This window comes from Pseudomonas fakonensis, from assembly GCF_019139895.1.
Lineage (GTDB): Bacteria > Pseudomonadota > Gammaproteobacteria > Pseudomonadales > Pseudomonadaceae > Aquipseudomonas > Aquipseudomonas fakonensis.
Genome location: NZ_CP077076.1, coordinates 2,798,166 through 2,824,035 on the forward strand (window position 1 = coordinate 2,798,166; position 25,870 = coordinate 2,824,035).

Below are 25,870 nucleotides of genomic sequence, written 5' to 3' on the forward strand. Positions count from 1 at the left end.
TGTTTTTGTTGTGATGAGTACCGCCGACCTTCGAAGGTCGGCGGTAGCTGAACAATCAGTACTTCGAAGGTACGAGCACCCAACCTTCCATCAGGCGACGGGCGCTTCGGCTCATCACGGCCTTGTCCACAATCCAGTTGCCATCGACTTGGGTGGTCTGCGCGCCTACGGCAACGGTGCCCGCGGTGTGGCCCATGTTGACTTGGCGTTCACCGATATCGCCGACGATCCGGTTGACCAGCGTGCCTTCCAGAGCGGCTGCCACGGCAACGGCTACAGCGCCAGTGCCGGTGATTGCGTGGTGCAATTTGCCCATGGAAAGGATGCGGGCGATCACATCGATCTCGCCGGCTTCGACTGTCTTGCCACCGGCAGCGCCGTAGGTTTGCGGCGGAGCTACCAGGCAGAGCTTCGGCGTGTGAGGGCGAAGGCGTGTTGCTTCCTCAGCGGTAGCCGCCAGACCCATGGCCACGGTGCAGTGTGCGCGGATGGTTTCCAGCGACTGCAGCAGTTCGGCGTTGCCATTGACCTGGTCTTGAGTCTCGGTCCCGGTCAGGCCAACGCGCTGGGCGTCGACGAAGATGGTCGGGTTGCCTGCGTTGAGCAGCGTTGCCGGCAAGCCTGGGAAGCCAGGGATATCCAGTTCATCCACGACATTGCCGGTTGGCAGAATGCTGCCGCCCGAACCGCCAGGCTGAAGGAACTCTACGACGATTTCAGCGGCAGGGAAGGCGACGCCATCCAGCACGAAATTACCTTCTTCAACGACCTCTCCATCCTTCATCGGGATGTGGGCGATGATGCGTTTCTGGATGTTGGCCTGCCAAATGCGGATGGTGGCGATGCCATCACGAGGAGCGTCGACCAGCCCTTGGCGAATGGCGAAAGGACCGACAGCTGCGCTCAGGTTGCCGCAGTTTCCGGACCAGTCCACAACCGGGTTTTCGATCGCAGGAGCACCGAACAGGTAGTCGACATCGCAATCATCGCGATCCGACTTACCGATGATGACAACCTTGCTGGAGCTGGAGGTTGCAGCGCCCATGCCGTCGATCTGCTTGCCGTAAGGATCCGGGCTACCGATCACACGGAGCATCAGTGCATCGCGCTCCGGACCGGCCGCAGGAACATCCTGCTCAAGGAAAAAGACGCCTTTGCTGGTACCGCCGCGCATGAAGACGGCTGGGATTCGAACTTGGGTCATTACACTGCTCCTTCCAGTTCTTTCACTTTTGCAGCCTTGTCCATGCTCTCTACTAGCAGCTGTGGCAGCAGGCCGCCGCGGCGGAAGTAGCGCACGTCTTCGTGCGTGTCCAGGCGGCTGGTAACGGTTACGTTTTCGGTGGTGCCGTCTGCGCGCTCAACGACGAGTTGCAGCTTGTCGCCAGGAGCGAAGGTGTCGTTGATGCCTTCCACGGAGAACTTCTCGTGGCCGGTCAGGCCGAGCGTTTTACGGGTGACGCCTTCAGGGAACTGCAGAGGGAGAATCCCCAGGCCAGCCAGGTTGGTGCGGTGGATGCGCTCGAAGCTCTCGGCAACGACGACGCGTACGCCCAGCAGGCGAGGGCCTTTGGCCGCCCAGTCACGCGACGAACCGCTGCCGTACTCTTTGCCTGCCACAACGATCAGCGGCTGCTTACGCTCGGCATAGGCTTGTGCGGCTTCGAAGACGGTGCTCACGCGATTCTCTGGCAGCAGCAGAGTCCAAGGGCCTTCGCGGCCGTCGGTCATCAGCTCGTTCTTCAGGCGTGGGCTTGCGAAGGTGGCGCGTTGTGCGGCTTCGTGGTTGCCGCGACGAGTGCCGTAGGAGTTGAAGTCATCAACACCGATGCCATGGCCTTTCAGGTACGAACCGGCGTCGCTGTCCGACAGGATGGCGCCCGACGGCGAGATGTGGTCGGTAGTGATGTTGTCCGACAGCATCACCAGAACGCGCATGTCTTTCAGGTCGCGTTGAGGGTCAGTGGCAGTCAGCTCATCGCTCCAGTATGGCGGTTTGCGGATGTAGGTGCTGCTCTGGTCCCAGGCGTACTGATCGGTAACGCCGGCGCGCAGGTCAGATGCGATTACGCCCGCTTCGCGAGGTACCGAACTGTAGGCCTTGTCGAACAGGTCGGCCGACAGCGCCTTCTTCTCGATCTCGTCCAGCTCTTGATCCGAAGGCCAAAGCTCGCTCAGGTAAACCGGCTTGCCTTCTGCGTCGGTGCCGAGCGCATCCACTTGCGGGTCGATGCGGTAGGTACCAGCGATTGCGTACGCCACGATCAGGGGAGGGGACATGATGAAGACTTCGCGAGCCAGCGGGTGTACGCGGCCTTCGAAGTTACGGTTGCCGGATGTGGCGGCAACGGTTTCCAGCTTGCGAGCGCGGATTTCGTCTTCGATCTCGTTGCTGAGCAGAGGGCCGGACATGCCGTTGCAGGTGGTGCAGCCGTAGCCAACGACGTTGAAGCCCAGGTTGTCGAGATCAACATTCAGGCCGGCGCGGTCCAGGTAGTCGGCGACAACCTTGGAACCCGGTGCGAAGGAGGTCTTGACCCAAGGGGCGCGCTGCAGCCCGCGCTTGAGTGCATTACGAGCGACCAGGGCCGCAGCGATCACGCCGCGAGGGTTCGAAGTGTTGGTGCAGCTGGTGATAGCGGCGATGACGACCGAGCCATTGTCCAGGCCGGTAGGGATGTCCTTCGCTGCTTCACCTTTGCCCAGCAGGATGCGCTGGTGTGGTTGTTTTGGACCGGCAATCGCACGGCCAACGCTGCTCAGGTCGAGGGTAACGACGCGGTCGTACTCGACGGATTCCAGGCTGTCATGCCACAGGCCTTGGTGCTTGGCATAAGCCTCGGTCAGCTCGGCAATCTCACCACCGCGGCCGCTGAGTCGCAGGTAGTGCAGGGTGCGGTCGTCGATCGCGAACATTGCCGCAGTAGCACCAAACTCAGGCGCCATGTTGGACAGGGTGCCACGGTCTGCCAAGGACAGGGCAGCGACGCCAGGGCCATGGAACTCCAGCACGCTGCCGATCACGCCGGCTTTGCGAAGACTTTCGGTCAGGGCGAGCGCGATATCGGTAGCGATATAGCCGGATGGCGGCACGCCTTCGAGTCGGACGCCGACGATCTCTGGAACCCGCATCATCAGGGCTTTGCCCAGCATTGCAGCTTCAGCTTCGATACCACCAACACCCCAGCCCAGCACACCGATGCCGTTAATCATGGTGGTGTGGCTGTCAGTGCCGACTAGCGTATCAGGGAAGGCCCACAGCTCGCCTTCGGCTTCGCGAGTACCGATGACGGTGGTCAGGCGCTCCAGGTTGATCTGGTGAAGGATGCCGTTACCGGAAGGCACGATCGACAGGTTGTTGAATGCCTTGTTGCACCAGTCGAGGAACGCAAAGCGCTCGGCATTGCGTTCACGCTCGATGGCTTCGTTATCGGCAAGGGCGCTGGCGTCACCCCAACGCTCTACGTTCAGCGAGTGATCCACCACGAGGTGGGTCGGGGTGACCGGGTTTACCTGGCGTGGATCACCGCCTGCTTTCGCAACAGCGTCACGCAGGCCGGCCAGGTCGACCAGGGCGGGGGTGCCGAGCAGATCCTGAAGAACTACGCGAGCAGGGCGGAATGGTATGTCGCTGCTTTTAGAGCGAGTGCAAATTACTTTCAGCGCTTCGTTCGGCTCTGCCTCGGTACGCAGGACGTTCTCAGCGAGGATCCGGAGGCTCATTGGCAGGCGGGCGAAGTCGCCGCCTATCGATTTTACAGCTTCCGATACGTTGCAGACGCGGTACTCGCGACCGTTTACGGCCAGGGTTTGGCCAATGTGCTTGCTCATGCCGGGGACCTCACAGGCGTGTTTTTTGTGAGGTGATATTGCACTTTGTCTAAACTTGAGTCAATTTATCCCCAGCAGAAAAACATCGGTCGAGCGCCGAATGGTCACCTTGAAGCCTGAAGAACGGCCATTTATCTGCCTGCCAGCCTTTCCCGCACAAAGACAAAAACGAGGAAATTCAAGATGAAATGCAATCAGACCCACCGTAAATCCGCCCGGCACCAGTTCGCTCCTTCCCCTTCGTACCGCTAAAGCTTGGCTTCGCGGCACTAAAACAATAAGGAGAGAACCATGCTGCTGACCGTGCTCGGTTTTTCGATGGTCACCTGTTTCATGTACCTGATCATGACCAAGCGGCTTACTGCCCTGGTTGCCCTGATCGTGGTACCGATCGTGTTTGCCCTGATTGGTGGCTTCTATGCCGGCCTGGGCGCAATGATGCTCGACGGCATCAAAACTCTGGCGCCGACTGGCGTAATGCTGACCTTCTCGATTCTCTACTTCGGCATCATGATCGACGCGGGACTGTTCGATTCGCTGGTGCGTTGCATTCTGAGAATCGTGAAGGGCGACCCGCTGAAGGTCTTGTTCGGGACCACAATCCTGACCATGCTCGTATCGTTGGATGGCGACAGTTCCACCACCTATATGATTGTGATTGCCGCCTTCCTGCCGCTGTACCAGCGCCTGGGAATGAGCGTTCTGGGGCTGACCTGTGTGGTCAACATCGCCAACGGCATCATGAACATTTCCCCGTGGGGCGGCCCAACCGCCCGTGCCGCAGCCGCACTGCATGTCGATGCTATGGACATCTTCCTGCCGATGGTGCCGTCGATGCTGCTGGGCTGCGCCTGCCTGCTCTTCATTGCGACTCTGCTCGGGCGGCGTGAGCGTGCGCGCCTGGGGGTGATTTCCGTGGATGATTTCCACAACGGTTCTATCGCGCTGGGTAATGGATCGCACGAGGAGTGCGACCGTAATCGTCGTCCGCATATGTTCTGGCCGAACCTGCTGCTTACCGCAACGATGATTGGCGTACTGATGGCAGGTATCGTGCCGATCCAGGTGCTGTTCATGGTCTGTTTCGCTATCGCGGTGATGATCAACTATCCGCATCTGGAACAGCAGAAGGAGCGTATTTCAGCTCACGCGGGCAATGTTCTCGCGGTGACCTCTGTCATCTTCGCAGCCGGCATATTCACCGGGATTTTGTCGGGCACCGGGATGGTTGATGCGATGGCAAAAGGACTTCTTGCTGTCATCCCTGAGGCATTCGGTCCTTACCTGGCTGTGTTCACCGCGCTGGTCAGCATTCCGTTTACCTTCTTCATGTCAAACGATGCCTTCTACTTCGGCATTCTGCCTGTGATCGCTCAGACCGCTACCACCTACGGCATCACACCTCTGGAAATCGCCAGGGCATCGGTGGTTGGTCAGCCTGTCCACTTGCTCAGCCCATTGGTGCCTTCGCTATACCTGCTGGTGGCGTTGGCCAAAGTCGATCTGGGTGATCACCAGCGTTTTGCGTTGAAGTGGGCGCTTCTGGTGAGCATGGCCATGTTGGTAGGTGGCGTGATGTTCGGAGCATTCCCGCTATATCACTCAGCTTCGTGAGTCGGTGGCTGGCCGTCGACTCTGTCGACGGTCGGCTGCCGGTGCTTGTAGCCGGCGCAACCGCGCCTAGAAAAATAAAGGTGTAACCATGCCGTACCGTAGAGCCTGGATTGCAGTATTTCTGTTCACTCTGGCGATGATCAACTACATGGACCGTATTGCCCTGTCCATCGCTGCCAAACCAATCGCCGAGGAATTTCATCTCAGTGCTGTCGGCATGGGGTACCTGTTTTCCTCATTCATTTGGAGTTACGCGCTTTTCCTGATTCCTGTTGGTCTGCTGATCGATCGCTATGGTGCCAAGCGCATCGGTGGTTTTGGCATTCTCGTCTGGTCGGCTGCTACGGCGCTAACCGGTGCGGCGATGAACTTCGCTTCGCTCCTGGCTGCGCGTCTTGTCATGGGTGCAGGTGAATCGGTCAGCAACCCGGTTGGCGCCAAGGTAATCCGGGAGTGGATCCCGAGTCAGGAGCGCGGAACTATCACTGCCGTTTTCAATAGCGGCTCGTACGCTGGTCCGGCGATCTGCTCGATCGTTCTTGCAATGCTGGTATCCAGTGTCGGGTGGCGCTGGTCCTTCGTGATAGCCGGCGGTATTGGCTTCGTTTGGCTGTTGGCTTGGTACCTGTTCTACGGCAAGCCCGAAGACGCGAAGTGGCTTAGCAATCAAGAGCGCAAAACCATCTTGGATTCGCGCTCTGGCGGCAGCAAAACTGGTGGTGCTGCTGTGGCTGCGTATGGTCTTAAGCGACTGTTGAAGACCCCAACCCTCTGGGGGCTTGCTCTGACCCAAGGCTGCAACGTGTACACCCAGTATCTCTTCCTGACCTGGTTGCCCAGCTATCTCCAGCAGGAACGCCACCTGACCCTGGAAAAAAGTGGTTTGGTAACCGCGATTCCCTATGCTGCAGCAGTTGTCCTCTGTATCGCCCTTGGCAAGCTCAGCGACTGGTACCTGACGCGTGGCGGCGGTGTCAGCTCTGGCAAGCGCCGTAACGTGATCGCATTCTCTATGGTTGTCGCCAGTTGCATACTCTTGGTTCCGTTCGCCGACAGCACTGCAACCTTGGTATTGATTTCCTCCCTGACGTTGGCAGGTATTGCTTCCACCACCTCTTTGAATTTCTCTCTGCTCAATGACCTGTTGCCAAGCGCCGGTGATGTGGGTAGGGCTATGGCTTTCGTGGTGGTGGGCGGAAACCTGTTTGGCATGGCCGCTCCGATTGTCACGGGCTACGTTATCCAGGCAACCAACTCGTACAACTGGGCCTTCATGATTGCAGGTATCTTGTTGGTGGCTGGTGCGGTTATTGCACTCACTATGACTCGTAAGCCAATGGTCTCGCCAGCAGTTGAGACCGAACCCCATTTGGAAATGAGCCCGCAAAAGGCATAATGTAGGTGCTGTGGGGCTCGTTTGACTGGAAGAGCCCCACAATCCAATGCCCAAAATCGGAAAAGATATGAATCTGACGCCTCTTCAAGCCCGTGTAGCTCGCGATATCGTTGCCTATGTTCGCCAAGAACAGTTGGCTGCAGGGCATCACGTCTCGGAGCTCGGACTGGCCAAGGCTTTGAAGACGTCACGGACTCCTATCAAGATTGCCCTGAATTACCTCGCTGAGCGAGGAATGCTGAGTCAGGACCGCAATCGCGGTTTCTTCCTGGCCAAGCCCTATGACGATCTGGCTGAAATTGCCCAGGATTTGTCGGTATCCATCGACGATCCGATCTATCAGCAGATCGCGGTGATGCGACTGAACGGGCAGATTCCTGAGCAATTTGCTGAAACCGACCTGATGCGTTTATTCAACATTTCACGCTATATGCTGCGTGGTGTTTTGAGCCGCATTCAGCAGGAGGGTTGGATCGAGCAGCGTGCCGGCCAAGGCTGGCAGTTCCTGCCGATGATCGACTCGGTCGAAGCCTATGAAGAAAGCTATTCCTTTCGAGCGATCATAGAGCCGGCGGGGCTGCTTGCCCCAACGTTCATGATCGATACAGAAGCCATGGCTCGCTGCAAGAAACAGCAGCAATTCATTGCCGATGGCGGATACCTGACCATGACCCCTCAGGAACTGTTCGAATCGAATGCTCAGTTTCACGAGACGCTTGCCAGTTTTTCCGGCAACAGATTTCACGTCCAGACGGTTCGTCGTCTCGACCAGCTTCGCCGCTTGGTGGAGTATCGTCAGGCTAGCAAGCGCGCCCCTCGGCGAGAGCAGGCGGTTGAGCATCTCGCCATCCTTGCGTGCCTTGAAAAAGGTGATCGGCTTGCAGCTGCTGACCATATGCGTAAGCACCTGGAACAAGCTCGCCGGCATAAAGTTGCAGCTGAGTTGTTTGAGGCAGTTGAGCTGCCTGTTGAGGCAGCCTTTGAGTCAGCCTGAGACGACAGTCTGAACCGCTTGTTTTGTGCAGTTTCCTTCCCCTTTAAATTGCCCGGCGCTGGATCTCGTGTGCCAGCGTGCGACTATCCGCTCCGCACCTGCTGATGTCTAGTTCCTGGTACGGTGTCTAGGTCATTAAAGGTGACGAAGAAATCAATGCTCACGTCTAGGGCGTCGCCAGGCGAGGGGGAGCGTTTTCAGCATCTGCCAGAACCTGCTGAATCGAGATCAATTCAAATCTGCCAAATGGCTCATCAACTGCTCAGCGAATTTTCTGGCTGCAGTAGACAATGTCCTGCCCTTCAGTTGAGCCAATACAACTCTGAGTGGCTCTAGGTCGAGCGGGCTGATGGGGAGGGCGCGAATCCGGTCGTCGGTCCTTGGAATGCTGCTCAATGGCAGGAAGGTGATAGCTGATTCTCTAATGACGAAGTTCCGCAAGAACTCCAGGGAGTCGGACTCCACCGCCACGTCGAAACCCAGTTGGCGCTTTACCAGTGCCTCATTGAGATGTGAGCGTATCGCTAAGGACTGACTGGGCATCGCAACCCTGTAGTCGCAACATTCGCGCAACCGAATGGCTTCCGATGCGGCCAGGGGATGATCCTTGCTCACCACGGCGCAAAGCGGTTGTTTTTTGACGATGAGCTCATATAGCTCTGCCGCAGGTGGGGGATCGATCAGCAGTGCTAGGTCAGCCTCATAATTTACCAGTGCACTGATGCCAAGCAGGTTGTCGCGGCCCTCTACCGAAAACGACACCTTCGGATGATCCAGCCTGAAAGTGGCGATTTCCTCGGGCAAGACACTGTCCACGAAGGCTTGCGCTGATGCCAATGACACGTGGCCACGTCGTACTCCTTCCAAATCTGAGATTTTCGTCAGCAACAATTCGAAGTCTGCGCCTTGATTTTGTATGTGACGAAGCAGTAGTTCACCTGCATCCGTCAATCTCATCCCCTGCGGCAAGCGCTCAAAAATGGCGGTGCCTAATTCCTCCTCGAAATCCTGGATCTTCCGCGTCAGTGCTGACGGTGTGAGGTGTAAGTGTTCGGCAGCTTTTCGTACTGATCCCCGCCTAGCCACGTCGGCGATACATCGATATAGGTGAAGGTGTCTCATGGGAAATCTCTTTAAAGATGTGTTCACATTTATGCAACAGCGTATCAGCTTGATCGCCAAAAACCAGCTCGCCATCGGGAGGTGATCGAGCCGGAATGGCTATAGTTTGCTGAGTCAAGGAGGGACATCTCCTGCTCTACCAATGAGATCTCCTGTTGCTTTAAGCGCAACGCCATGGTCACCAAATAGCACTATGCCAGGTAATTAATACGCGCCTAGACTCGCTCACCCCTCAGGATATGGGGTGCGCAAATGGAGTGACATTTGCAGCAGTTGCAATGAGCTATCACCACAAAAATAATTAGGTGAAATATGAGCATTTCGGCGAGTAGGACACGTATGCCTGCACTGCGCGGTTCTTTCCGCTTGGGTCTGGCATGGCAAATTGCTTTGGGTTTGGTTGTAGGCATAATCATTGGTGTGATACTCAGCCATTATCCCGAAACCCGGAGCTCGATAATCACTGATTATCTCCAGCCTGCGGGTGATCTGTTCATTCGCATGATCAAAATGGTGGTGGTGCCCATCGTATTCACCAGCATGGTTGTGGGTATTGCCGGTGTTGGCGATGGTAAGTCGCTGGGGCGAATCGGCCTAAAGACCATTGTCTATTTTGAAGTCATCACGACCATTGCGATTGTCTTGGGTTTGGTCTTCGGCAACATCATGCAACCAGGCGCGGGTACTGATATCTCGCAGCTCGGCCACGCAGATGTCTCGAAGTTCCAGCAGGCAGCGGCAGGCGCAGCACAAAGTCATGGTTTCATGAGCCTGATCCTGGGAATCATTCCAGAAAACATTTTAGCCTCGATGTCCCGCGGTGAATTGCTGCCGGTATTGTTCTTCTCCGTTCTGTTTGGCCTAGGCCTGCAGAGTGTTCCGAAGGATATTCGCGAGCCAGTCATTGCCACGTTGCGCGGTGTTTCTGATGCGATGTTCAAAGTGACCGGGATGGTCATGCGCTATGCGCCGATCGGGGTTGCGGCACTCATCGCTGTAACGGTCGCGAATTTCGGCTTCAGCTCACTGCTTCCGCTCTTGAAGCTGGTCACTGTGACCTACCTTGCCATCATCGTGTTCACGCTGGTTGTGCTCGGGGTTACGGCCCGCATGTTCGGCTTCAACATCTTCACCTTGCTGCGCATTATCAAAAACGAGTTGCTGATCGCCTTCACCACCTGCAGCTCCGCCACCGTGCTGCCGCAGTTGATGAAGAAAATGGAGGACTATGGCTCTCCCAAGGCCATCACCACCTTCGTCGTTCCGACCGGTTACGTTTTCAACCTGGACGGCGCCTCCGTCTACTTGGGCATCGGGACGCTCTTCGTGGCGCAGCTCTACGGAATTGAGTTGGGCCTGCAGGAGCAGATTGTCCTGGTGTTGACCATGGTCATCACTTCCAAGGGTGCCGCAGGTGTACCGGGCTTCATGTTCGTGATCCTGCTGGCCACACTCTCCAGCGCCGGCTTGCCGCTTGAAGGGCTAGCCTTCATTGCAGGCATCGATCGATTCCTGGACATGGGCCGAACCGCATTGAACGTCGTCGGTAACGCATTGGCAGCACTGGTCATTTCCAAATGGGAAGGCGAGTACGACGAAGAAAAGGGGCGGGCGTACCTGAAATCGCTCAGCAGCAGCAACCCGTCTAACTGACGTTCGACACCCAGTACTTAGCGAGTCCTTCTCATGAATCTGAATGACGTAAAAAACCTGTTCGACACCCTGCCGCGCAAGAACGTCGGTTTCTACCCAACGCCGTTCCACAAGCTGCACAACCTGTCGCGCCTTGAAGGCATCAACCTGTTCCTGAAGCGCGAAGACATGGCTGGGCCAGGTGCGCTCAGCGGCAGCAAGATGCGGGTGGCCGAACTCATCCTGGGCCAGGCGCTTAAGGACGGCGTGGACACCATCATCACCCAGGGGGCTTACCTCACCAACTCGGGCATGCAGTTCGCAACCGCAGCTGTGGTGGCCGGCATCACGCCGATCCTCTTCCTGACCCGCGATGAGCCGCAGCACGGTGAGTTGTCCGAGTATCGCGGCAACCTGCTGCTGGACAAGCTGATGGGGGTCGAGACCCACTATCTGGCAGCGCCTGGCAGTGCTTACATCAACCGCCCTGATGACAAGCAGCGTGTTTGGGATGCGATGACCGCCCGCAAGGCGGAGCTCGAAGCTCAGGGTCGCAAAGTGCTGATCGTTCCTACTGGTGGTGCTTATCCCACCGGGTTCGCAGGCCACGTCTTGACCTTCATCGAAATGATCGAGCAGGCGCGTGCTGCAGGCGTAGAGCTGGACTATATCTACCACACCACCGGTACCGGTACCGCTCTGCCAGGTATGCTGGCAGCCAAGCTGTTGACCGGGCATCCCGTGAAATTCCGCTCGATTTCGATCTCTAACTACCAGCCAGATTTCTGGATCAATGAGTCGATCATCGCCGAGCGTGTTCGCCACATCTTCGAGACCTTCGGTATCGAGCCGCCGTCCCTTGAGACCGTCCTTAGCGAGATCGAAGTCGACAACCGCTTCATTGGCGAAAACTACGCTGTGCCGTCCCAGGAAAGTGTCCACGCTATCCGATGCTTGGCCCAGGCCGAGGGCGTCTTCCTCGGCCCTGTGTACACCGGTAAAGGGTTTGCTGGCCTGCTCGACCACATCCGTACAGGCAAGGTGGAGCCGGGTAGCAATGTCGCCTTCCTGCATACAGGTGACACCGCCAACCTTTTTGAGGTTTCTGGGGTCGTGGGTGACTTCATTCACGAGACGCCATCGGTAAGCCGTTGAAGCCTTCCCGGGCTTTCGAGCCTGATGCAGTGCAGCTACTTCGATCTCGGTCGAGGGAAGAGCTGCACTCGCGTGAACAAGCAACACTGGAGAATACAGTGAACAAGGTATCTGTTGGGAATGCCTCGGCGGCGCACCGCGACGACGCCAGCAGTGCTTCCATAAGCCTGAGCCTCACGTTGATCATGGCGATCGCATGCGGTATGTCGGTTGCCAATATCTACTACAACCAGCCTATGCTGGAACTGATCAGCGCTACGTTTCCTGGCAGCGAGTCACTGACTGGCCTGGTTCCGACAGCGACCCAGTTGGGCTATGCACTCGGCCTGTTGCTATTGGTTCCCTTGGGCGATCGTATTGAGCGGCGACGTCTGATCGTCATGCAATGCGGCGCACTCGCCTTAGCCTTAGCCGGCGTAGCAGTCGCACCGAGTGCCTGGATGCTGGTGGCCGCCTCCGCTTTTGTGGGCGTGTCCGCAAGCGTTGCGCAGCAGATCCTGCCGTTTGCGGCGGACCTCGCTGCACCGAGTCGCCGGGGCGCCACAATCGGCATCGTCATGAGCGGCCTCTTGTGTGGCATTCTGTTCGGTCGTGCACTGGCGGGCGCGGTCGCGGTGCACTATGGGTGGAGGGCAATGTTCTGGCTGGGGTTGGGCCTGGCGCTTCTGATCGGCGTCGTACTGGCGGTTGCGCTGCCCAAGACCAAACCCAAGACCAATCACAGCTACGGGGAACTGCTCAAATCGCTCGCCTCGCTTTGGCGAGAAGAGCCTCAACTGCGTCATGCCACCATGATCCAGGCCTGTCTGTTTGGCTCCTTCAGCGTGCTGTGGACAAGTCTCGCATTTCACCTGGCGGCCAACTACCAGCTCGGAGCGGACGTGGCGGGGCTGTTCGGTATCATCGGCGCCGTGGGTGTTCTGTTCGCACCAATCGCGGGCAGGACAGCAGATCGTCGGGGCCCTCATTTCGTGATCGGCATTGCCTGCGTGACGATGTTGCTCTCGTGGGTTGTCTTCGAAGCCTGGGGCATGGTCATGGGCCTGGTCGTCGCAGTCATCTTCCTGGATTTTGGGGCTCAAGGTGCGCAGGTCTCCAACCAGCACGTCATTCAGTCTCTGCGTCCAGAAGCGCGCAATCGGCTGAACGCCATCTTGATGAGCGGGATGTTTCTGGGCGGCGCACTGGGTTCGGCAGGGGCGAGCTTCGCCTGGACTCATGCTGGCTGGAGTGCTGTATGTGGCTTGGGTGCGCTGCTTGCACTCGCTGGGCTTGGTGTTCATATTGCCGGTCGGCGTCACGCTAAGGCGTCTATCGTTCGTCACTGAAGCTGGCCAAGGTGTTGGCATGGCTTGTCGTCACCTCCAAAGCGAATTCCGATATGATCGATCTACCACTGCTCCTCGCCTTCATTGCTGCTGCCTCGGTGCTTGCTGTAACGCCGGGCGTCGATACGGCCATGGTGCTCCGGGCAGCAGCGGTCGATGGGCGTCGCACCGCACTCCTGGCAGCCTTAGGCATCGCTCTCGGTTGCCTGGCCTGGGGGGCTGCCGTCTCACTCGGACTGGGTGCGCTGCTGCAGCGTTCCGAGGTGGCCTACACTGTGCTGAAGTCTGCCGGTGCCGCATACCTGTTGTGGGTAGGGAGTAAACTGGTATTCAAACCTCGGCAGTCCTTCCAGAGCAAGGATGAGGGTGGTGCCACAGTCTCAGGCTGGAGCGCTTTTTCCCGAGGCCTCCTGACCAACCTCCTGAACCCCAAAGTCGGTATTTTTTACGTGACCTTCCTGCCGCAGTTCATTCCTGTCGGCGTTGCGCTGTCGGCTTATTCGTTCTTCCTAGCGTCCATTCACGTGCTTCTGACAGTCGTCTGGTTCGGCTTGCTGATCGCCGCCACGATACCGCTCAAAAACCTGCTGAGTCAGTCGTCAACGGTGAAGGTCCTGGACAGGGTTACTGGAGGTATCTTCATCGCATTCGCGCTGAGAATCGCTGCCTCGCCTGCTCGATAGCTTTCGTTTGCTCAAGGTCAATATCGGCATCCCATGGAATTGGGAATGACTTCTACACCTCCGAACGCCCTGCCGGTTTACCGCCTGATTACCGGTAAGGCCATTCCTCCTTCTGACTGCACATCTCAGAGCAGTTCGCTCCCGGCTATGAGCTCTAAGGGAGGAAATGAGTGGCTGAAAAACTGAGGGCTGCGATGCATAGGAAACCCAAGGTGACGCGAAGCGCAATCCCGATCGATCTCGTGCTTATGGCGTCTTTTTGTTAACCAGCGGCGAATACCTCCCCGATCGCTTGGGCCTGGGCCTTGGTGATGAATCGGGAAGGTGCTGAGATTTACTGGGGTGATCAGTTGTCGATCACGTCTTTACGCAGCCTCACGGGGTCGTGCTTGCGGCCGAGAGCTGTTCGCATGCGAATGTTGAGTGCTTCTACAGCCAGCGAGAATGCCATCGCAAAGTAGACGTAACCCTTCGGCACGTGGACATCGAAAGCCTCTGCAATCAGGACGGTACCAACCACGACCAGGAAGGAGAGGGCGAGCATCTTCAAGCTGGGATGACGGTCTATGAAACCGCTGATGGCCCCAGCACAAGCCATCATGACCAACACCGCGACAACAATCGCCGCCACCATCACCGGTACGTTGGAAACCATCCCAACCGCGGTAATTACCGAGTCCAGAGAGAAAACGATGTCGATAATCGCAATCTGGATGATCGTCCCGATGAAACCGCCGGCCAAGCTTTTAGGATTGCTTTCCGATTCTTCCTCCCCTTCGAGGCTGTGATACATCTCGGTGCTGCTTTTCCAGAGCAGGAACAAGCCGCCGAAGAAGACGATGAGGTCCCGACCAGATACGCCGTGCCCGAAGACTTCAAACAAGTCGCTGGTGAGCCGCATGATCCAGGTGATGGAAAGCAGCAGCATGATCCGGGTGACCATGGCCAGCGCCAGTCCGAAGAAGCGTGTTCGGGCCTGCATATGAGGTGGCATGCGGCCCACGAGGATTGCAATCATGATGATGTTGTCGATGCCGAGAACGATCTCCAGGGCAGTCAGGGTGAAGAAGGCGATCCAGATCTCGGGGCTCATCAGCCATTCCATGTTGCTTTTCTCATGTGTGGGTCTATTGGGGGACCGCCAAGGCGGTGTTCAGTTGTACCTACGTGCTTGTACACGCCGTTCCCATCGTTTGTAGATGAGCTCTGCTACCAGCATCACGACGACCATGCGGATGATCTGCATTGCAGTAACCAGAGCGACGCCGAGTCCTAACGCCTCAGCGGTTAGGCTCATTTCCGTACTACTGCCAGGCATTAGGCCCAAGGTGAGGGACATCGGACCGACATCAACCGCAAGGCTCATGATCCACCCAGCCCCAAAGGCGACGCCTATTGCAGCGATGGTTATCAGCAGGACCTTGGCCAGAAAGCTTGGGGCACTGCGAAAGAATGCGCGATCGAAATAGGAGCCCAAGGAACAGCCGAGCAGTAATTGCCCGAATTTACTAAGCCACGTAGGAAGGCTCAGGTGGAGGTCAAAAACGATGGTGAAAACGGCGCATACCAGCATGGGGCCGAAGGCCCATCCGTTGGGCATGCCTATCCGCGTCCATAGCCAGGCTACGGCAAAGCCGGTCGGCAACATGATGGCCAGCCATGACCAGTCTGCAGGGGCCGGCATGCTGCGCGCTCCGGTACCAAGCCCCCAGGTGACGGCTGCCGGGATAACCAGAACGATCAGAACGAGTCGAAGACTGTGAGCGGCAGCTACGCGAGCGCGATCCGCCTGATATCGCTCACCCAGGATGATCATCTCCGCTGAGTTGGCTGGCATCAGGGAGAAAAAACTAGTCGGTAGATCAACCCCGCTTCGGTTGATCAGCGCGATTCCGATGAGTGCTGTCAGCAGTGTGAGCAAAGCGGCAACAAGCATCATGAGGAAGTGATTTGATACCTCACTCAAGACAGCCGCTGAGAAGTGCATGCCGATCACTGAGGCGATCAGCCATTGGCCAACTCTTCTACCGTTAGGTACGTCTCTCAAGTTCCAGCCGGAGCAGCGAATGATGATGACCATGACCATGGATCCAACCATCCAGGGGAGTGGCCAACCGATGCTCTCTGCGCAGAGAGCGCCGAGTGCGCCTACTGCGGGCGTGACGAGGAAAAGGGGAGGCACGAGGCGTAGCTGCATGATTTGTCTCTGGCTTTTCAGGGCTCGGGCTTTGCGCGACTCGGCGAATCATCAATCCAGTATTCTCGCGGCCTGCGACTTTTCTGAGGTCGTCGTTGATGTCTGGAGTGTTGATAATCAGCAGGTTCGCCATGATCCCGGCTGTTTTTTTGTTGCCAGAGATTGCATTTAGTTTTGAGTGAAGTCAATAATCGCACCATTCAACGGTACCGCTGTAGCTCTAGCCTCACGGGTGAGCTTCCGCCGTCTTGCTCTGAGTGCGTACCAGTTGGCCATGAGAGGTTTCAAGGGGCACTCTGTATCGGCTTCGTTAGGGCTGGGATAGAGGCAGCAAAGTGGTCGTCTGCAGCTTCTGTGCTGGTAACAGGGGGATGGTTCAGCTCCTTCCATTTCTCCTAGGCTCTCGGATCCACGCTTGAGCCTGAATTTCCCCTTCGGTCGCGGCAGGAGATGTCTTTGATGTCTAAGGCCAAAAGCCCTTCCTGTTCGCGGCTATTTTTTGTCTAGGGTCCGCATCGACTGACATTCGATAGGGGAGGCCCCCTCTTTCAAACACCCTCGCTTGAAAACCGGGGAGAATGAGGCCAGAATCAAGGCTATCCCTGTTTCAGGGATTGCTGAAAAGCCTTAATTTTCAACGGCTCGGAAGGCGGATGTGAGTCTCGTTTCCCGCTTCGCATTCATCGCACTCGACGGTGATTCAACCCTTCGCATGCGCACCTTAACTTATCCAGCGTGCGCAGCCAGAGCAGCATTCTTGCGTAACCGATCCAAATAATCCGTCCATTGCTGTGCAGCCTCCCGACGCTGCGGCAGCAATTGTGCGCGGGCATACACGGCGCCCAGTGCGCCCGGCATGCGGTGCGATAACGACAACTCCAATACAATCGGATCGATCCCTAAATGCTCGTGGGCGATGGTGCGGTAGGTGGCGCGAAAGCCATGGGCAGTAATGGGATAATCCGGCCAGATTCGCTGGTAGGACTTGGCCAGAGAGGTAGCGTCGATGGGGCGGCCAGGATAAACCGGCGAGACGAACACCCAGCCGTTGCCAGCCTCATCCACCACCCGGCGTTTGTACAGTTCACGTAGCAGCACGAGTGCCTGCTCTGGCAGCGGTACGATGTGTTTGTTCTTGTCCAGGTGCCGAGTTTTACTGACCACGTAACGCCAGTCGGCGCTGATCAGATCAACATCCTCCCAGCGCATTTTCACCAGTTCGCCCGGGCGCACCGGCAGCATCACCAGCAAGCGCATTGCGGTGGTCACGCTGCTCGCGTCGAGTTCATCCAGGCGCAACAGGAACCGACCCAAGTCGGCCGGTCGTTCGATTGCGGGATTGCTGGTGACCACGTGGCGGATTTTGAGCTCCTCGGTGTTGCTCAGCGCCACGTTGCGTTCGATCCAGCCGCGGCCTTCAGCGAAGCCGAGCACGGCGCGAATGATGGTGCGCACGCGCTTGGCCATGGCCATCGTGCGGGCACGGCGTAGCGTACTGATGATCGAGGTGATGTGTTCAAGTCTGATTTCGGTGACAGGTTTTTCGCCGATGGCCGGCAAGATGTGATTGCGCAGCGCACCGCGAAACCCTGCAATGGACTTGCTGACCAAATCCGGCGATTTGAAATTCATCCACTCTTCAGCCACGTAAGCAAATGTGCGGTCCTCATTGAGCCATTGCGCCTCGATCTTGGCCTTCTTGGCTTTGAGTGGATCGATGTGATTGGACACGCTATTGCGCGCTGCCCGGGCGAGCTCACGGGCCTCTTTCAAGCCCACATCCGGATACCTGCCAATCACAAACACGTTTTCCTTGCCGCGTAGACGGTATTTCAGTCGCCAATGCCGTGAGGCTGATTTGCCAGGTTTGAGTGAGGCGCGCACCTGTAGATACAGACCCGGTACGTCGCCGTCGGCGTACTTGCCCGATGTGGTCAGCGAACGTATGAAGGCATCACTGAGCTTTTGACGGAAAGCGGGCGGTTTTTCGGCGGACATGGTGTGGGGGTATCTTTTTTAATCTGGGCTTGATGTTCCCCAAAGATACCCCCAGTCAAGCTGGAATTGAGTGGATTCGGACGGACGGCAATGGACGTAAATGTTTTATAACTACATGTATTTAAAGGATTTATGGTGCTCAGTGGAATTCGGTCACAGACTATCGGGATCCCCAAAGAACATCTGTATCCGCGACCGCAACCACCGTTCCGCCGGGTCATTATCCTGCGCCCCGCGCCAAGCCATGTGCAGTTCGAAACTGCGCACCTCCATCGGCAGATCCTCCGCCCGCAACCCACCCGCTGCGGTCAGCGCATCGGCCGTATAGTCCGGCACGGTGGCGACGATATCGGTCCCGGCGAGCAGACTCCCCAGCCCGTTGAACTGCGGCACCGCCAGCACCACATGGCGCTTGCGGCCGATTTCATCCAGCGCTTCGTCGATAAACCCCGACAGGTCGCCGGCAAACGACACCAGCGCATGGGGCCGCTCGCAGAAATCGTCCAGGGTGATGCTGCCGGGCACGCTGTCGGCGCGCAGCAGCTTGGGTTTGCTGCGGCGCAGCACCTTGCGCTTGGCGTTGGCCGGCAGGTCGCTGGTGTAGCTCACACCCACCGAGATTTCGCCCGAGGCGAGCAGGGCGGGCATCAGCAGGTAGTTGACCCGGCGCACCACCAGCACGATGCCGGGGGCCTCGGCGCGGATGCGTTTGAGCAGTTGCGGCAGCAGGGCGAACTCGGCGTCGTCCGACAGGCCGATACGGAACACCGAGGTGCTGGTGGCTGGGTCGAATTCGGCGGCGCGGCTGACCGCGGTGGAGATCGAATCCAGTGCCGGCGACAGCAGGGCGAAGATCTCGTGGGCCCGCGCCGAGGGCTCCATGCTGCGCCCGGTGCGCACGAACAGCGGGTCGTCGAACAGGTTGCGCAGGCGCGACAGCGCGGCGCTGATCGCCGGCTGGCCGAGGAACAGTTTTTCGGCGGCACGGGTCACGCTGCGCTCGTGCATCAGTGTCTCGAACACGATCAGCAGGTTGAGGTCTACGCGACGCAAGTCGTTACGATTCATTCGGTGCGGCTCGCCTGGAAGTGGTGCAGGGGTGAATCTTACGGGCAAAGGCTGTTACCCTGCACCGATTTCCGGGTGCCAATGCACATAATTGTCAGGGGCCCAATCAATGACAGGCATGTCGACTATTAACGGCCACTGATGGCCCTCGGCGCCAAGCCCGGATAAAGTCCATGGTAATACGAGGTTCACAAAGGCGAGGTATGCGATGTCCCGCATGATCCGTTTCCACAAGTTCGGCCAGGCCGACGTGTTGCGCTGCGAAGAGCAGGCCGAGCCGTCCCCGGCCGCCGGCGAGTTGCAGATTCGCGTTCAAGCCATTGGCGTGAGCTGGTATGACGTGCTCTGGCGGCAGAACCTGGCACCCTCTCAAGCACGCCTGCCGGCGGGCATCGGCCACGAGATGGCCGGTGTGGTCACGGCGGTTGGCGAAGGCGTTGACGATATTGCGGTGGGCGATCGGGTAGCGAGCTTCCCGGCCACCAGCGCCAACGACCACCCGGTGTACGGCGATGTGATCGTGCTGCCGCGCAGTGCCATCACCCGTTACCCCGACGTGCTCACCCCGATCGAGGCCAGCGTGCACTACACGCCGCTGCTGATCGCCTATTTTGCCTATGTCGACCTGGCCCGGGCCAAGGCCGGGCAGACCGCACTGATCACCGACGCCAGCCACTGCGCGGGGCCGGCCTTCGTGCAACTGGGCAAGGCCCTGGGGCTGCGGGTGTTCGCTGCCACCAAGGAGCCGGAGCAGCGCGAGTACCTGCTGGGCCTGGGTGCCGAAAAGGTGATCGTCACCGAAGAACAGGACCTGCTGATGCAGGTGGGCAAGTACACCGATGGCCGTGGCGTCGACATGGTGCTGGACGGCATGGGCGGCCCGCAGATGTCGCTGCTGGGTGATGTACTGGCGCCGCGCGGCAGCCTGGTGCTGTATGGACTGCAGGGCGGCAACCAGACGCCGTTCCCGGCTTGTGCTGCTTTTCGCAAGAACATCCAGTTCCATGTGCACTGCATCGGCAACTTCACCGGCAAGCCGGAGCTGGGCATCGCCCAGGACCAGGTCGCCCTGCAGCGCGCGTTGCGCGATATCAACCAGTTCACCGCTGACCAGCTGCTGACGCCGCAGATCATCAAGGTGTACCCGTTCGGCCAGGTGGTCGAAGCCCATCGCTACATGGACGAGTGCCCTTGCGGCGGGCGGGTGGTGCTGGATATGGCGCAACCCTGAGTAGCGCAGGCTGGTAGCGAAAGCCCGGGCATTGTCCCGGGCTTTTTTTCGGAATTTTCGCGCTGTACAGTTCCAAAAAAATTCCATGATCCTTCACGATTATCGGAAATTTCCTGCAAGTTGAGCTTGATCTTCATCTGGCAAACTCGGGTCTTCGATCGGACCAATCCAGGAAGGTGAAGATCAGATGAACCACACCCCCCACAACCAGGCCATGCACTACGTCCATCAGCAGGTGCTGGAGCGCCTGCTGGCCCACATGAACCAGGCGCAGCGCGCCTCCGTGCAGTTGCTGATGCAGCGCCTGCTGGTGATTGCCGGCGGGCCGGAACATATCGGCAACTTCCGCACTCTGGTGCTGCATGGCGCCGACCGGCGCAGTGCCCTGCTGTTGGCCTACCTGCGCGCCGCCCAGTTGAGCCTGGCGGTACGCCACCACGACAGCTTTCACCTGCGGGTGCTGGTGGCCCGTTCACCGGGCCTGGACAGCGCCACGCTGGCGGCCCACGACCAGTGTTTCGGTGCGCTGTTCCTGCATGACGACCCGCGCGTGGAGCTGTTGCGCGCCGACGCAGGCCAGGTCGGCCCCTACAGCGCGCGGCCGGTAGCCCGCAGCGAGCAGCGTGATGCGGCGCGCAACGCCTGGCTGTTGTTCGGCCACCTGGGCGGCGGGCGGCCCGAAGTGTTGCTGGGGGCCAGGGCCTACCTGGAGCTGGCCTCGGTGCTGGACCAGGCGCTGACCGCCGGCGCCGGTGTGGACGCACTGCTGACCGTGACCCCACCCAGGCAGCGCCTGCGCCTGATGGCCTGGGGGCGGCGCTGCCTGCGGGCTGTGACACAAAACGCGCCCACCGCGCTGCCCCACGGCGTCGGGGTGCTGGCCGAAGGCCTGATGCAACTGCACCAGGTGCTGGCGCTGGCGCTGCACAAACCCACGCCGATGACGCAGCGTGCGGCGGGCAACGAATTGCAGGTGGTAGCGCTGGAAGCTGTACTGCACAACCTGGACGAAGGGGGGCTGCTGGAGCGTATGCTGGGGCGCGAGGAGGGCTTGCCCTGCGAGGTGCACGGCCCCGCCGGGCTGTTCGACCCGCTGCCGCTGGCCCATGCCCGGGGGCTGTATGCCCAGTACATCGAGCAGCGCAATTACCGCGATGGCAGCCAGGCGGCGTTCCAGCGCATCGTCGAACGGCCGCTGCCCTGGCCCCAGGGGCAGGAGCTGCAGCAGCAGGCGCAGGAGCGCCTGCTCGACAGTTACGGCGCCAGCCAGGACCAGTTGGTCTGCCAGGCCTTTGCACCCTTTGCCGAGCAGGGGCGGCGCCTGGAGCAGTTCGTCCAGCGTTATCACCCACGCATGCGCATCGCCTTACCCTACCTGCACCGGGCGTTACAGGGCCGGCCGTGCCCGGGCCCGGTAGTTCGCTGGTTGATGGACATCAGCGGGCTGGACCTCGCGCAAATGCGCGCCTTGTATGCCGGCGCCTTGCGCCCGCAGTTGGGCCAACTGGTGCAACTGCTGGGGCGTCGCGATGTGGCACTGCGCTTGCTGCCGCAGGCCGGCTCGGCCTTACCAGCCTGGGCTCGGCTGGCGGGGCACGCGGGGCGATGGGGTGGTTGACCGTTGATCCGTAGCGCTTGCCCAACCCTTGGGTCTGTATGTATAACCAGTGGCCATCCCCACGCCCGACCTAACCTCCGTGATCGCCCACTCCGTAGACGACCCGCTGTACTACCTGCACAACTTCCGCCAGGTGCTGGGCTGGGTCGGGCAGCGTTATGCCGACCTGCTCGACCACCACGAGCAGGGCTTTATCGACACCTTCACCGACTTGCCAACCGCATCGCAGGCACTGCTGGTGCGCATGGTGATGCGCAAGGGCGAGCTGTTTCGCAGCGACAAGCTCGAGTACGCCGAGATCGGCGACACCCACAACGCCCTGGCGCCGCTGCTGGCGCTGGGCTGGGCCGACGCCGATGCGCCCCTGGCACTGGAGCAGTTGTGGCCGCTACTGCGCAAGGACGAAGCGGCCAGTTGCTTTGCCGGGCAACTGACGCGGCCCAGGGCGGGCAAGGCCGAATTGCTCGCGCAGTTGCAGCCGCTGGCGCTGCAACCCCGCCCGTTGGCCCAGTGGTTCCCCGGGTTTGCTGTGCAAATCGTGCATTGGCGCCTGCAACCGTTGTGCGACCGCCTGCGCCTGCTGTTTTTCGGCAACCTGTACCAGGACTGGCACGAGTTCGTACTGGCCGACCTGGGCGTGTGGCGCTACGAGCAGGTGCCGTTCAGCGACGATTCCCGCGCCCTGCGCCTGCGCTGCGAGGTCGACCTGGCCATGGCCCTGCACCAGTGCGCCGAGCGCCTGGAGCAGGGCGAGGCGCCGGCCACCTTGCTGGCCCTGCTCGAGGGCCTGGACAGCCACAACCCCTGGCTGGCCCGGCGCCGCGCGCGGGTGCTGTATGCCGTTGGCCAGCAATGCGAGCGCCTGGCCGACTGGGCCCTGGCCCTGCGTATCTACGGCGCTTGCACACACCCCGAGGCGCGCATCCGCCAGGTGCGGGTGCTGGAGCGCAGCGAGCAGTGGGCCGCAGCCCATGCCTTGGCGCTGAATATGGCCGCAGCACCGGCCAATGCGTTGGAGCGCCAGGCCCTCGAGCGCCTGTTGCCGCGCCTTGCGCGCAAGCTGGGCGGGCCGCCGCAGCCACGCCGGCGGGCCAACCCGGTCGAGCTGATCGAGCTCGAGCTGCCGGCCGAATTCGCCGCGCTGGGCGTGGAGGAGGCGGTGCGGCTACACCTGCAGGGGCAGGGCGGGGCGGCCCATTACGTCGAGAACACCCTGTTCAACAGCCTGTTCGGCCTGTTGTGCTGGGAGGCGATTTTCGCCCCGTTGCCCGGGGCGTTCTTCCATCCGTTTCAGGCCGGCCCGCAAGACCTGCACGATGCCGACTTCCAGCAGCGCCGCGCGGCGCTGTTCGAGCGCTGCCTGGGGCGGCTCGACGATGGCAGCTACCGCGATGCCATGCGCACCTGCCATGGCGCCAAGCAGGGGCTGCAATCGCCGTTCGTGTTCTGGCAGATGCTCGACAGCGAGCTGTTGGAGCAGGCCCTGGCCTGCCTGCCGGCAGCGCACCTCAAAGCCTGTTTCCAGCGCCTGTTGCAGGATATCCGCAACAACCGCGCCGGCATGCCCGACCTGATCCAGTTCTGGCCCGAGCAGGGCCGCTACCGCATGGTCGAGGTCAAGGGGCCGGGCGACCGCCTGCAAGACAACCAGCTGCGCTGGCTGGAGTTCTGCCAGCAGCACGGCCTGCCAGTGGCGGTCTGTCACGTGCGTTGGGCGCCGGCGGCATGAGCTACACCGTCGCGGTGCGCGCGCTGTGCGAATTCAGCGCCAAGGTTGGTGACCTCGACCTGCGCTTTACCCCTTCGCCCACCGCCCAGGAAGGCATCGCCGGCCATCGCCGGGTGGTGGCCCGCCGCGATGCCGGCTACGAGGCCGAAGTAGCGCTGGAAGGCGAGTATCAGAGCCTGCGTGTGCGCGGCCGGGCCGACGGCTACGACCCGGCGCGCAACCGCCTGGAAGAAATCAAGACCCACCGCGGCGACCTGGCCCGCCAGCCGGCCAACCATCGCCAACTGCACTGGGCCCAGGCCAAGGTTTACGCCTGGCTGCTGTGCCAGGCACGCCAGCTGAGCGAAATCGACGTGGCGCTGGTGTACCTCGACGTCGACAGCGACGGCCAGACCCTTTTCAGCGAGCGCCACACGGCCGCCGGGCTGCAAGCCTTTTTCGAAACCCAGTGCCAATGTTTTCTGGCCTGGGCGCAACTGCAACAGCAGCGCTTGCTGGCCCGTGACGACGGCCTGCGGGCGTTGACCTTCCCGTACCCCGAATTCCGCCAGGGCCAGCGGCAACTGGCCGAAACCCTGTACAAGGCGGTGAGCACCGGCCGCTGCCTGATGGCCCAGGCCAGTACCGGCATCGGCAAGACCCTCGGCACCTTGTTCCCGCTGCTCAAGGCGGTGGTGCCGCAGCAGCTCGACAAGCTGTACTTCCTCACCGCCAAGACCCCGGGCCGCGCCCTGGCCCTGGATGCCCTGCGCCAGCTCACCCGGCATAGCCCGCAGCCGGCGTTGCGCACGCTGGAGCTGATCGCCCGCGACAAGGCCTGCGAATACCCCGAAAACGCCTGCCATGGTGAGTCCTGCCCGCTGGCCAAGGGTTTCTACGACCGCCTGCCCGCCGCCCGGGAAGCAGCAGCGCAGGTGGCGCTGCTGGACCGCGCGGCGTTGCGCGAAGTGGCCCTGGCACACCAGGTGTGCCCCTACTATCTGGGGCAGGAAATGGCCCGCTGGGCCGATGTGCTGGTGGCCGACTACAACTACTATTTCGATGCCCACGCGCTGCTGTTTGGCCTGGCCCAGCTCAACCAGTGGCGCACAGCGGTGCTGGTGGACGAGGCTCACAACCTGGTGGAGCGGGGGCGGGCGATGTACAGCGCCAGCCTTGATCAGGGCCAGTTGCTGGCCCTGCGCCAGAGCAAACCGGCAGGCCTTGGCAGCGCGCTGGAGCGCCTCAACCGGCAGTGGAATGCCCTGTACAAGTCTCAGGTGGCGCCTTACCAGGCCAGCGAGCAGTTGCCGGAGGCCTTTTTGCGGGCGCTGCAACAATGCATCGGGCTGATCCAGGAGCGTATGAACCAGGCCCCGGCCGCGCTTGAGCCCAAGGTGTTGGAGTTTTTCTACCAGGCCCTGCAGTTCAGCCGGGTTGCCGAGCTGTTCGATGAGCACTTTCTGTTCGACATCAGCCCGCGCAACGGCCCCAAGGGCAAGCGCCTGGCTACCCTGTGCCTGCGCAACGTGGTGCCGGCGCGGCTGCTGGCACCGCGCATGGCCGCAGCGCGCAGCGTGACCTTGTTCTCGGCCACCCTCAACCCGCAGCGGTTCTACCGCGACCTGCTGGGCATGCCCGCCGACACCGCCTGGCTGGAGGTGGCCGCGCCGTTTCGCGCCGAGCAGTTGCAGGTGCGCATCGTCAGTGAAGTCTCCACCCGCTACCAACAGCGCCAGGCCTCGTTGGCGCCCATCGTCGAGTTGATCGCTGGGCAGTACCAGCGCCAACCGGGCAACTACCTGGCGTTCTTCAGCAGCTTCGAGTACCTGGAGCAAGTGGCCCGGCTGCTGGCCGAGCGCTACCCAGCCTTGCCCCAATGGCGCCAGGCGCCGGGCATGGACGAGGCCAGCCGCGAAGCGTTTCTGGCGCGCTTTGTCGCCGATGGCCAGGGTGTGGGTTTTGCCGTACTGGGCGGCGCTTTCGGCGAGGGCGTCGACCTGCCCGGTACGCGCCTGATCGGTGCCTTCGTCGCGACGTTAGGGCTGCCCCAGGTCAACCCGGTCAACGAGCAATTCAAGCAGCGCCTGGGCCGTCAGTTCGGGGCCGGTTTCGACTATGCCTACCTGTACCCGGGGGTGCGCAAGGTGATCCAGGCGGCCGGGCGGGTGATCCGCGGCGATGACGACCGCGGCGTGCTGCTGCTGATCGACGAACGCTTCGCCGAGCCGCGGGTGCGGCAGATGTTCCCCAGCTGGTGGCACTGCGCCTGAACGCCCCCATCGCCTGGCGCTG

Annotated in this window: 18 protein-coding genes; 11 read left to right on the top strand and 7 right to left on the bottom strand. The window is 60.3% G+C overall.

Annotated elements, in window-relative coordinates; all coding sequences use genetic code 11:
* Window positions 1–55: 55 nt before the first annotated feature.
* Both prpF and acnA read right to left on the bottom strand, forming a co-directional pair.
* Window positions 56–1,204 (bottom strand): 2-methylaconitate cis-trans isomerase PrpF, encoded by a 1,149-nt coding sequence (gene prpF, locus KSS94_RS12615; protein ID WP_217843297.1) that lies wholly within the window; start codon window positions 1,202–1,204, stop codon window positions 56–58.
* The gene (gene acnA / locus KSS94_RS12620; protein ID WP_217843298.1) at window positions 1,204–3,831 is read right to left on the bottom strand and encodes an aconitate hydratase AcnA; all 2,628 of its coding nucleotides are present in this window, start codon (window positions 3,829–3,831) and stop codon (window positions 1,204–1,206) included. The genes prpF and acnA overlap by 1 nt, the downstream gene beginning before the upstream one ends.
* Before the next feature lie 294 nt (window positions 3,832–4,125).
* On the opposite strand from acnA, the gene KSS94_RS12625 reads away from it, so the two are divergent.
* The 3 genes from KSS94_RS12625 (at window position 4,126) to KSS94_RS12635 (ending at window position 7,835) form a co-directional block, all read left to right on the top strand.
* A complete protein-coding gene (locus KSS94_RS12625; protein WP_217843582.1) occupies window positions 4,126–5,445 on the top strand; it encodes a CitMHS family transporter in 1,320 nt (439 codons plus the stop codon).
* 88 nt (window positions 5,446–5,533) lie between these two features.
* Window positions 5,534–6,841 (top strand): MFS transporter, encoded by a 1,308-nt coding sequence (locus tag KSS94_RS12630; RefSeq protein WP_217843299.1) that lies wholly within the window; start codon window positions 5,534–5,536, stop codon window positions 6,839–6,841.
* Between the two features lie 46 nt (window positions 6,842–6,887).
* Entirely contained in the window at window positions 6,888–7,835 is a 948-nt protein-coding gene (locus tag KSS94_RS12635; RefSeq protein ID WP_225935880.1) for a GntR family transcriptional regulator, read from the top strand.
* A gap of 228 nt (window positions 7,836–8,063) precedes the next feature.
* On the opposite strand, the gene KSS94_RS12640 is transcribed toward KSS94_RS12635, so the two are convergent.
* Complete coding sequence (locus KSS94_RS12640) at window positions 8,064–8,957, bottom strand: LysR family transcriptional regulator (RefSeq protein WP_217843300.1); 894 nt, start codon at window positions 8,955–8,957, stop codon at window positions 8,064–8,066.
* Window positions 8,958–9,296: 339 nt separating this feature from the next.
* On the opposite strand from KSS94_RS12640, the gene gltP reads away from it, so the two are divergent.
* The 4 genes from gltP (at window position 9,297) to KSS94_RS12660 (ending at window position 13,755) form a co-directional block, all read left to right on the top strand.
* The gene (gene gltP / locus KSS94_RS12645) at window positions 9,297–10,610 is read left to right on the top strand and encodes a glutamate/aspartate:proton symporter GltP (RefSeq protein ID WP_217843301.1); all 1,314 of its coding nucleotides are present in this window, start codon (window positions 9,297–9,299) and stop codon (window positions 10,608–10,610) included.
* 33 nt (window positions 10,611–10,643) lie between these two features.
* Window positions 10,644–11,744 carry a 1-aminocyclopropane-1-carboxylate deaminase/D-cysteine desulfhydrase gene (locus tag KSS94_RS12650; protein ID WP_217843302.1) on the top strand — a complete coding sequence of 367 codons (1,101 nt, stop codon included), beginning with the start codon at window positions 10,644–10,646 and terminating at the stop codon, window positions 11,742–11,744.
* Between the two features lie 98 nt (window positions 11,745–11,842).
* Window positions 11,843–13,072, top strand: coding sequence for an MFS transporter (locus KSS94_RS12655; RefSeq protein WP_225935881.1), 1,230 nt, complete (start codon window positions 11,843–11,845; stop codon window positions 13,070–13,072).
* Between the two features lie 53 nt (window positions 13,073–13,125).
* Window positions 13,126–13,755 carry a LysE family translocator gene (locus KSS94_RS12660; protein WP_217843303.1) on the top strand — a complete coding sequence of 210 codons (630 nt, stop codon included), beginning with the start codon at window positions 13,126–13,128 and terminating at the stop codon, window positions 13,753–13,755.
* A gap of 346 nt (window positions 13,756–14,101) precedes the next feature.
* Here the strand turns inward: KSS94_RS12660 and KSS94_RS12665 are convergent, their stop codons facing one another.
* The 4 genes from KSS94_RS12665 to KSS94_RS12680 all read right to left on the bottom strand — a co-directional run bounded on the left by KSS94_RS12665 (window position 14,102) and on the right by KSS94_RS12680 (window position 19,018).
* Entirely contained in the window at window positions 14,102–14,860 is a 759-nt protein-coding gene (locus KSS94_RS12665) for a TerC family protein (RefSeq protein ID WP_217843304.1), read from the bottom strand.
* 48 nt (window positions 14,861–14,908) lie between these two features.
* Complete coding sequence (locus KSS94_RS12670) at window positions 14,909–15,952, bottom strand: AbrB family transcriptional regulator (RefSeq protein ID WP_217843305.1); 1,044 nt, start codon at window positions 15,950–15,952, stop codon at window positions 14,909–14,911.
* Window positions 15,953–16,678: 726 nt separating this feature from the next.
* The gene (locus tag KSS94_RS12675; RefSeq protein ID WP_217843306.1) at window positions 16,679–17,950 is read right to left on the bottom strand and encodes a tyrosine-type recombinase/integrase; all 1,272 of its coding nucleotides are present in this window, start codon (window positions 17,948–17,950) and stop codon (window positions 16,679–16,681) included.
* Window positions 17,951–18,103: 153 nt separating this feature from the next.
* Complete coding sequence (locus tag KSS94_RS12680) at window positions 18,104–19,018, bottom strand: LysR family transcriptional regulator (protein WP_225917199.1); 915 nt, start codon at window positions 19,016–19,018, stop codon at window positions 18,104–18,106.
* A gap of 208 nt (window positions 19,019–19,226) precedes the next feature.
* Here KSS94_RS12680 and KSS94_RS12685 point away from each other — a divergent pair, with 208 nt between their 5' ends.
* The 4 genes from KSS94_RS12685 (at window position 19,227) to KSS94_RS12700 (ending at window position 25,848) form a co-directional block, all read left to right on the top strand.
* Complete coding sequence (locus KSS94_RS12685; protein ID WP_217843307.1) at window positions 19,227–20,249, top strand: zinc-dependent alcohol dehydrogenase family protein; 1,023 nt, start codon at window positions 19,227–19,229, stop codon at window positions 20,247–20,249.
* Window positions 20,250–20,436: 187 nt separating this feature from the next.
* On the top strand, window positions 20,437–21,867 hold the full coding sequence (locus KSS94_RS12690) for a hypothetical protein (protein WP_217843308.1): 1,431 nt from the start codon (window positions 20,437–20,439) through the stop codon (window positions 21,865–21,867).
* 79 nt (window positions 21,868–21,946) lie between these two features.
* Window positions 21,947–23,596 (top strand): VRR-NUC domain-containing protein, encoded by a 1,650-nt coding sequence (locus tag KSS94_RS12695; protein ID WP_217843309.1) that lies wholly within the window; start codon window positions 21,947–21,949, stop codon window positions 23,594–23,596.
* Window positions 23,593–25,848 carry an ATP-dependent DNA helicase gene (locus KSS94_RS12700; protein WP_217843310.1) on the top strand — a complete coding sequence of 752 codons (2,256 nt, stop codon included), beginning with the start codon at window positions 23,593–23,595 and terminating at the stop codon, window positions 25,846–25,848. Before KSS94_RS12695 ends, KSS94_RS12700 begins: the two co-directional genes overlap by 4 nt.
* The last annotated feature ends 22 nt before the right edge of the window (window positions 25,849–25,870 follow it).

Coding starts and splice junctions, on each gene's coding strand:
- KSS94_RS12675 (WP_217843306.1), bottom strand. CDS start 17,950: ATGTCCGCCGAAAAACCGCCCGCTTTCCGTCAAAAGCTCAGTGATGCC.
- KSS94_RS12650 (WP_217843302.1), top strand. CDS start 10,644: ATGAATCTGAATGACGTAAAAAACCTGTTCGACACCCTGCCGCGCAAG.
- acnA (WP_217843298.1), bottom strand. CDS start 3,831: ATGAGCAAGCACATTGGCCAAACCCTGGCCGTAAACGGTCGCGAGTAC.
- KSS94_RS12635 (WP_225935880.1), top strand. CDS start 6,888: ATGCCCAAAATCGGAAAAGATATGAATCTGACGCCTCTTCAAGCCCGT.
- prpF (WP_217843297.1), bottom strand. CDS start 1,204: ATGACCCAAGTTCGAATCCCAGCCGTCTTCATGCGCGGCGGTACCAGC.
- KSS94_RS12630 (WP_217843299.1), top strand. CDS start 5,534: ATGCCGTACCGTAGAGCCTGGATTGCAGTATTTCTGTTCACTCTGGCG.
- KSS94_RS12640 (WP_217843300.1), bottom strand. CDS start 8,957: ATGAGACACCTTCACCTATATCGATGTATCGCCGACGTGGCTAGGCGG.
- KSS94_RS12700 (WP_217843310.1), top strand. CDS start 23,593: ATGAGCTACACCGTCGCGGTGCGCGCGCTGTGCGAATTCAGCGCCAAG.
- KSS94_RS12660 (WP_217843303.1), top strand. CDS start 13,126: ATGATCGATCTACCACTGCTCCTCGCCTTCATTGCTGCTGCCTCGGTG.
- gltP (WP_217843301.1), top strand. CDS start 9,297: ATGCCTGCACTGCGCGGTTCTTTCCGCTTGGGTCTGGCATGGCAAATT.
- KSS94_RS12690 (WP_217843308.1), top strand. CDS start 20,437: ATGAACCACACCCCCCACAACCAGGCCATGCACTACGTCCATCAGCAG.
- KSS94_RS12685 (WP_217843307.1), top strand. CDS start 19,227: ATGTCCCGCATGATCCGTTTCCACAAGTTCGGCCAGGCCGACGTGTTG.
- KSS94_RS12670 (WP_217843305.1), bottom strand. CDS start 15,952: ATGCAGCTACGCCTCGTGCCTCCCCTTTTCCTCGTCACGCCCGCAGTA.
- KSS94_RS12680 (WP_225917199.1), bottom strand. CDS start 19,018: ATGAATCGTAACGACTTGCGTCGCGTAGACCTCAACCTGCTGATCGTG.
- KSS94_RS12665 (WP_217843304.1), bottom strand. CDS start 14,860: ATGGAATGGCTGATGAGCCCCGAGATCTGGATCGCCTTCTTCACCCTG.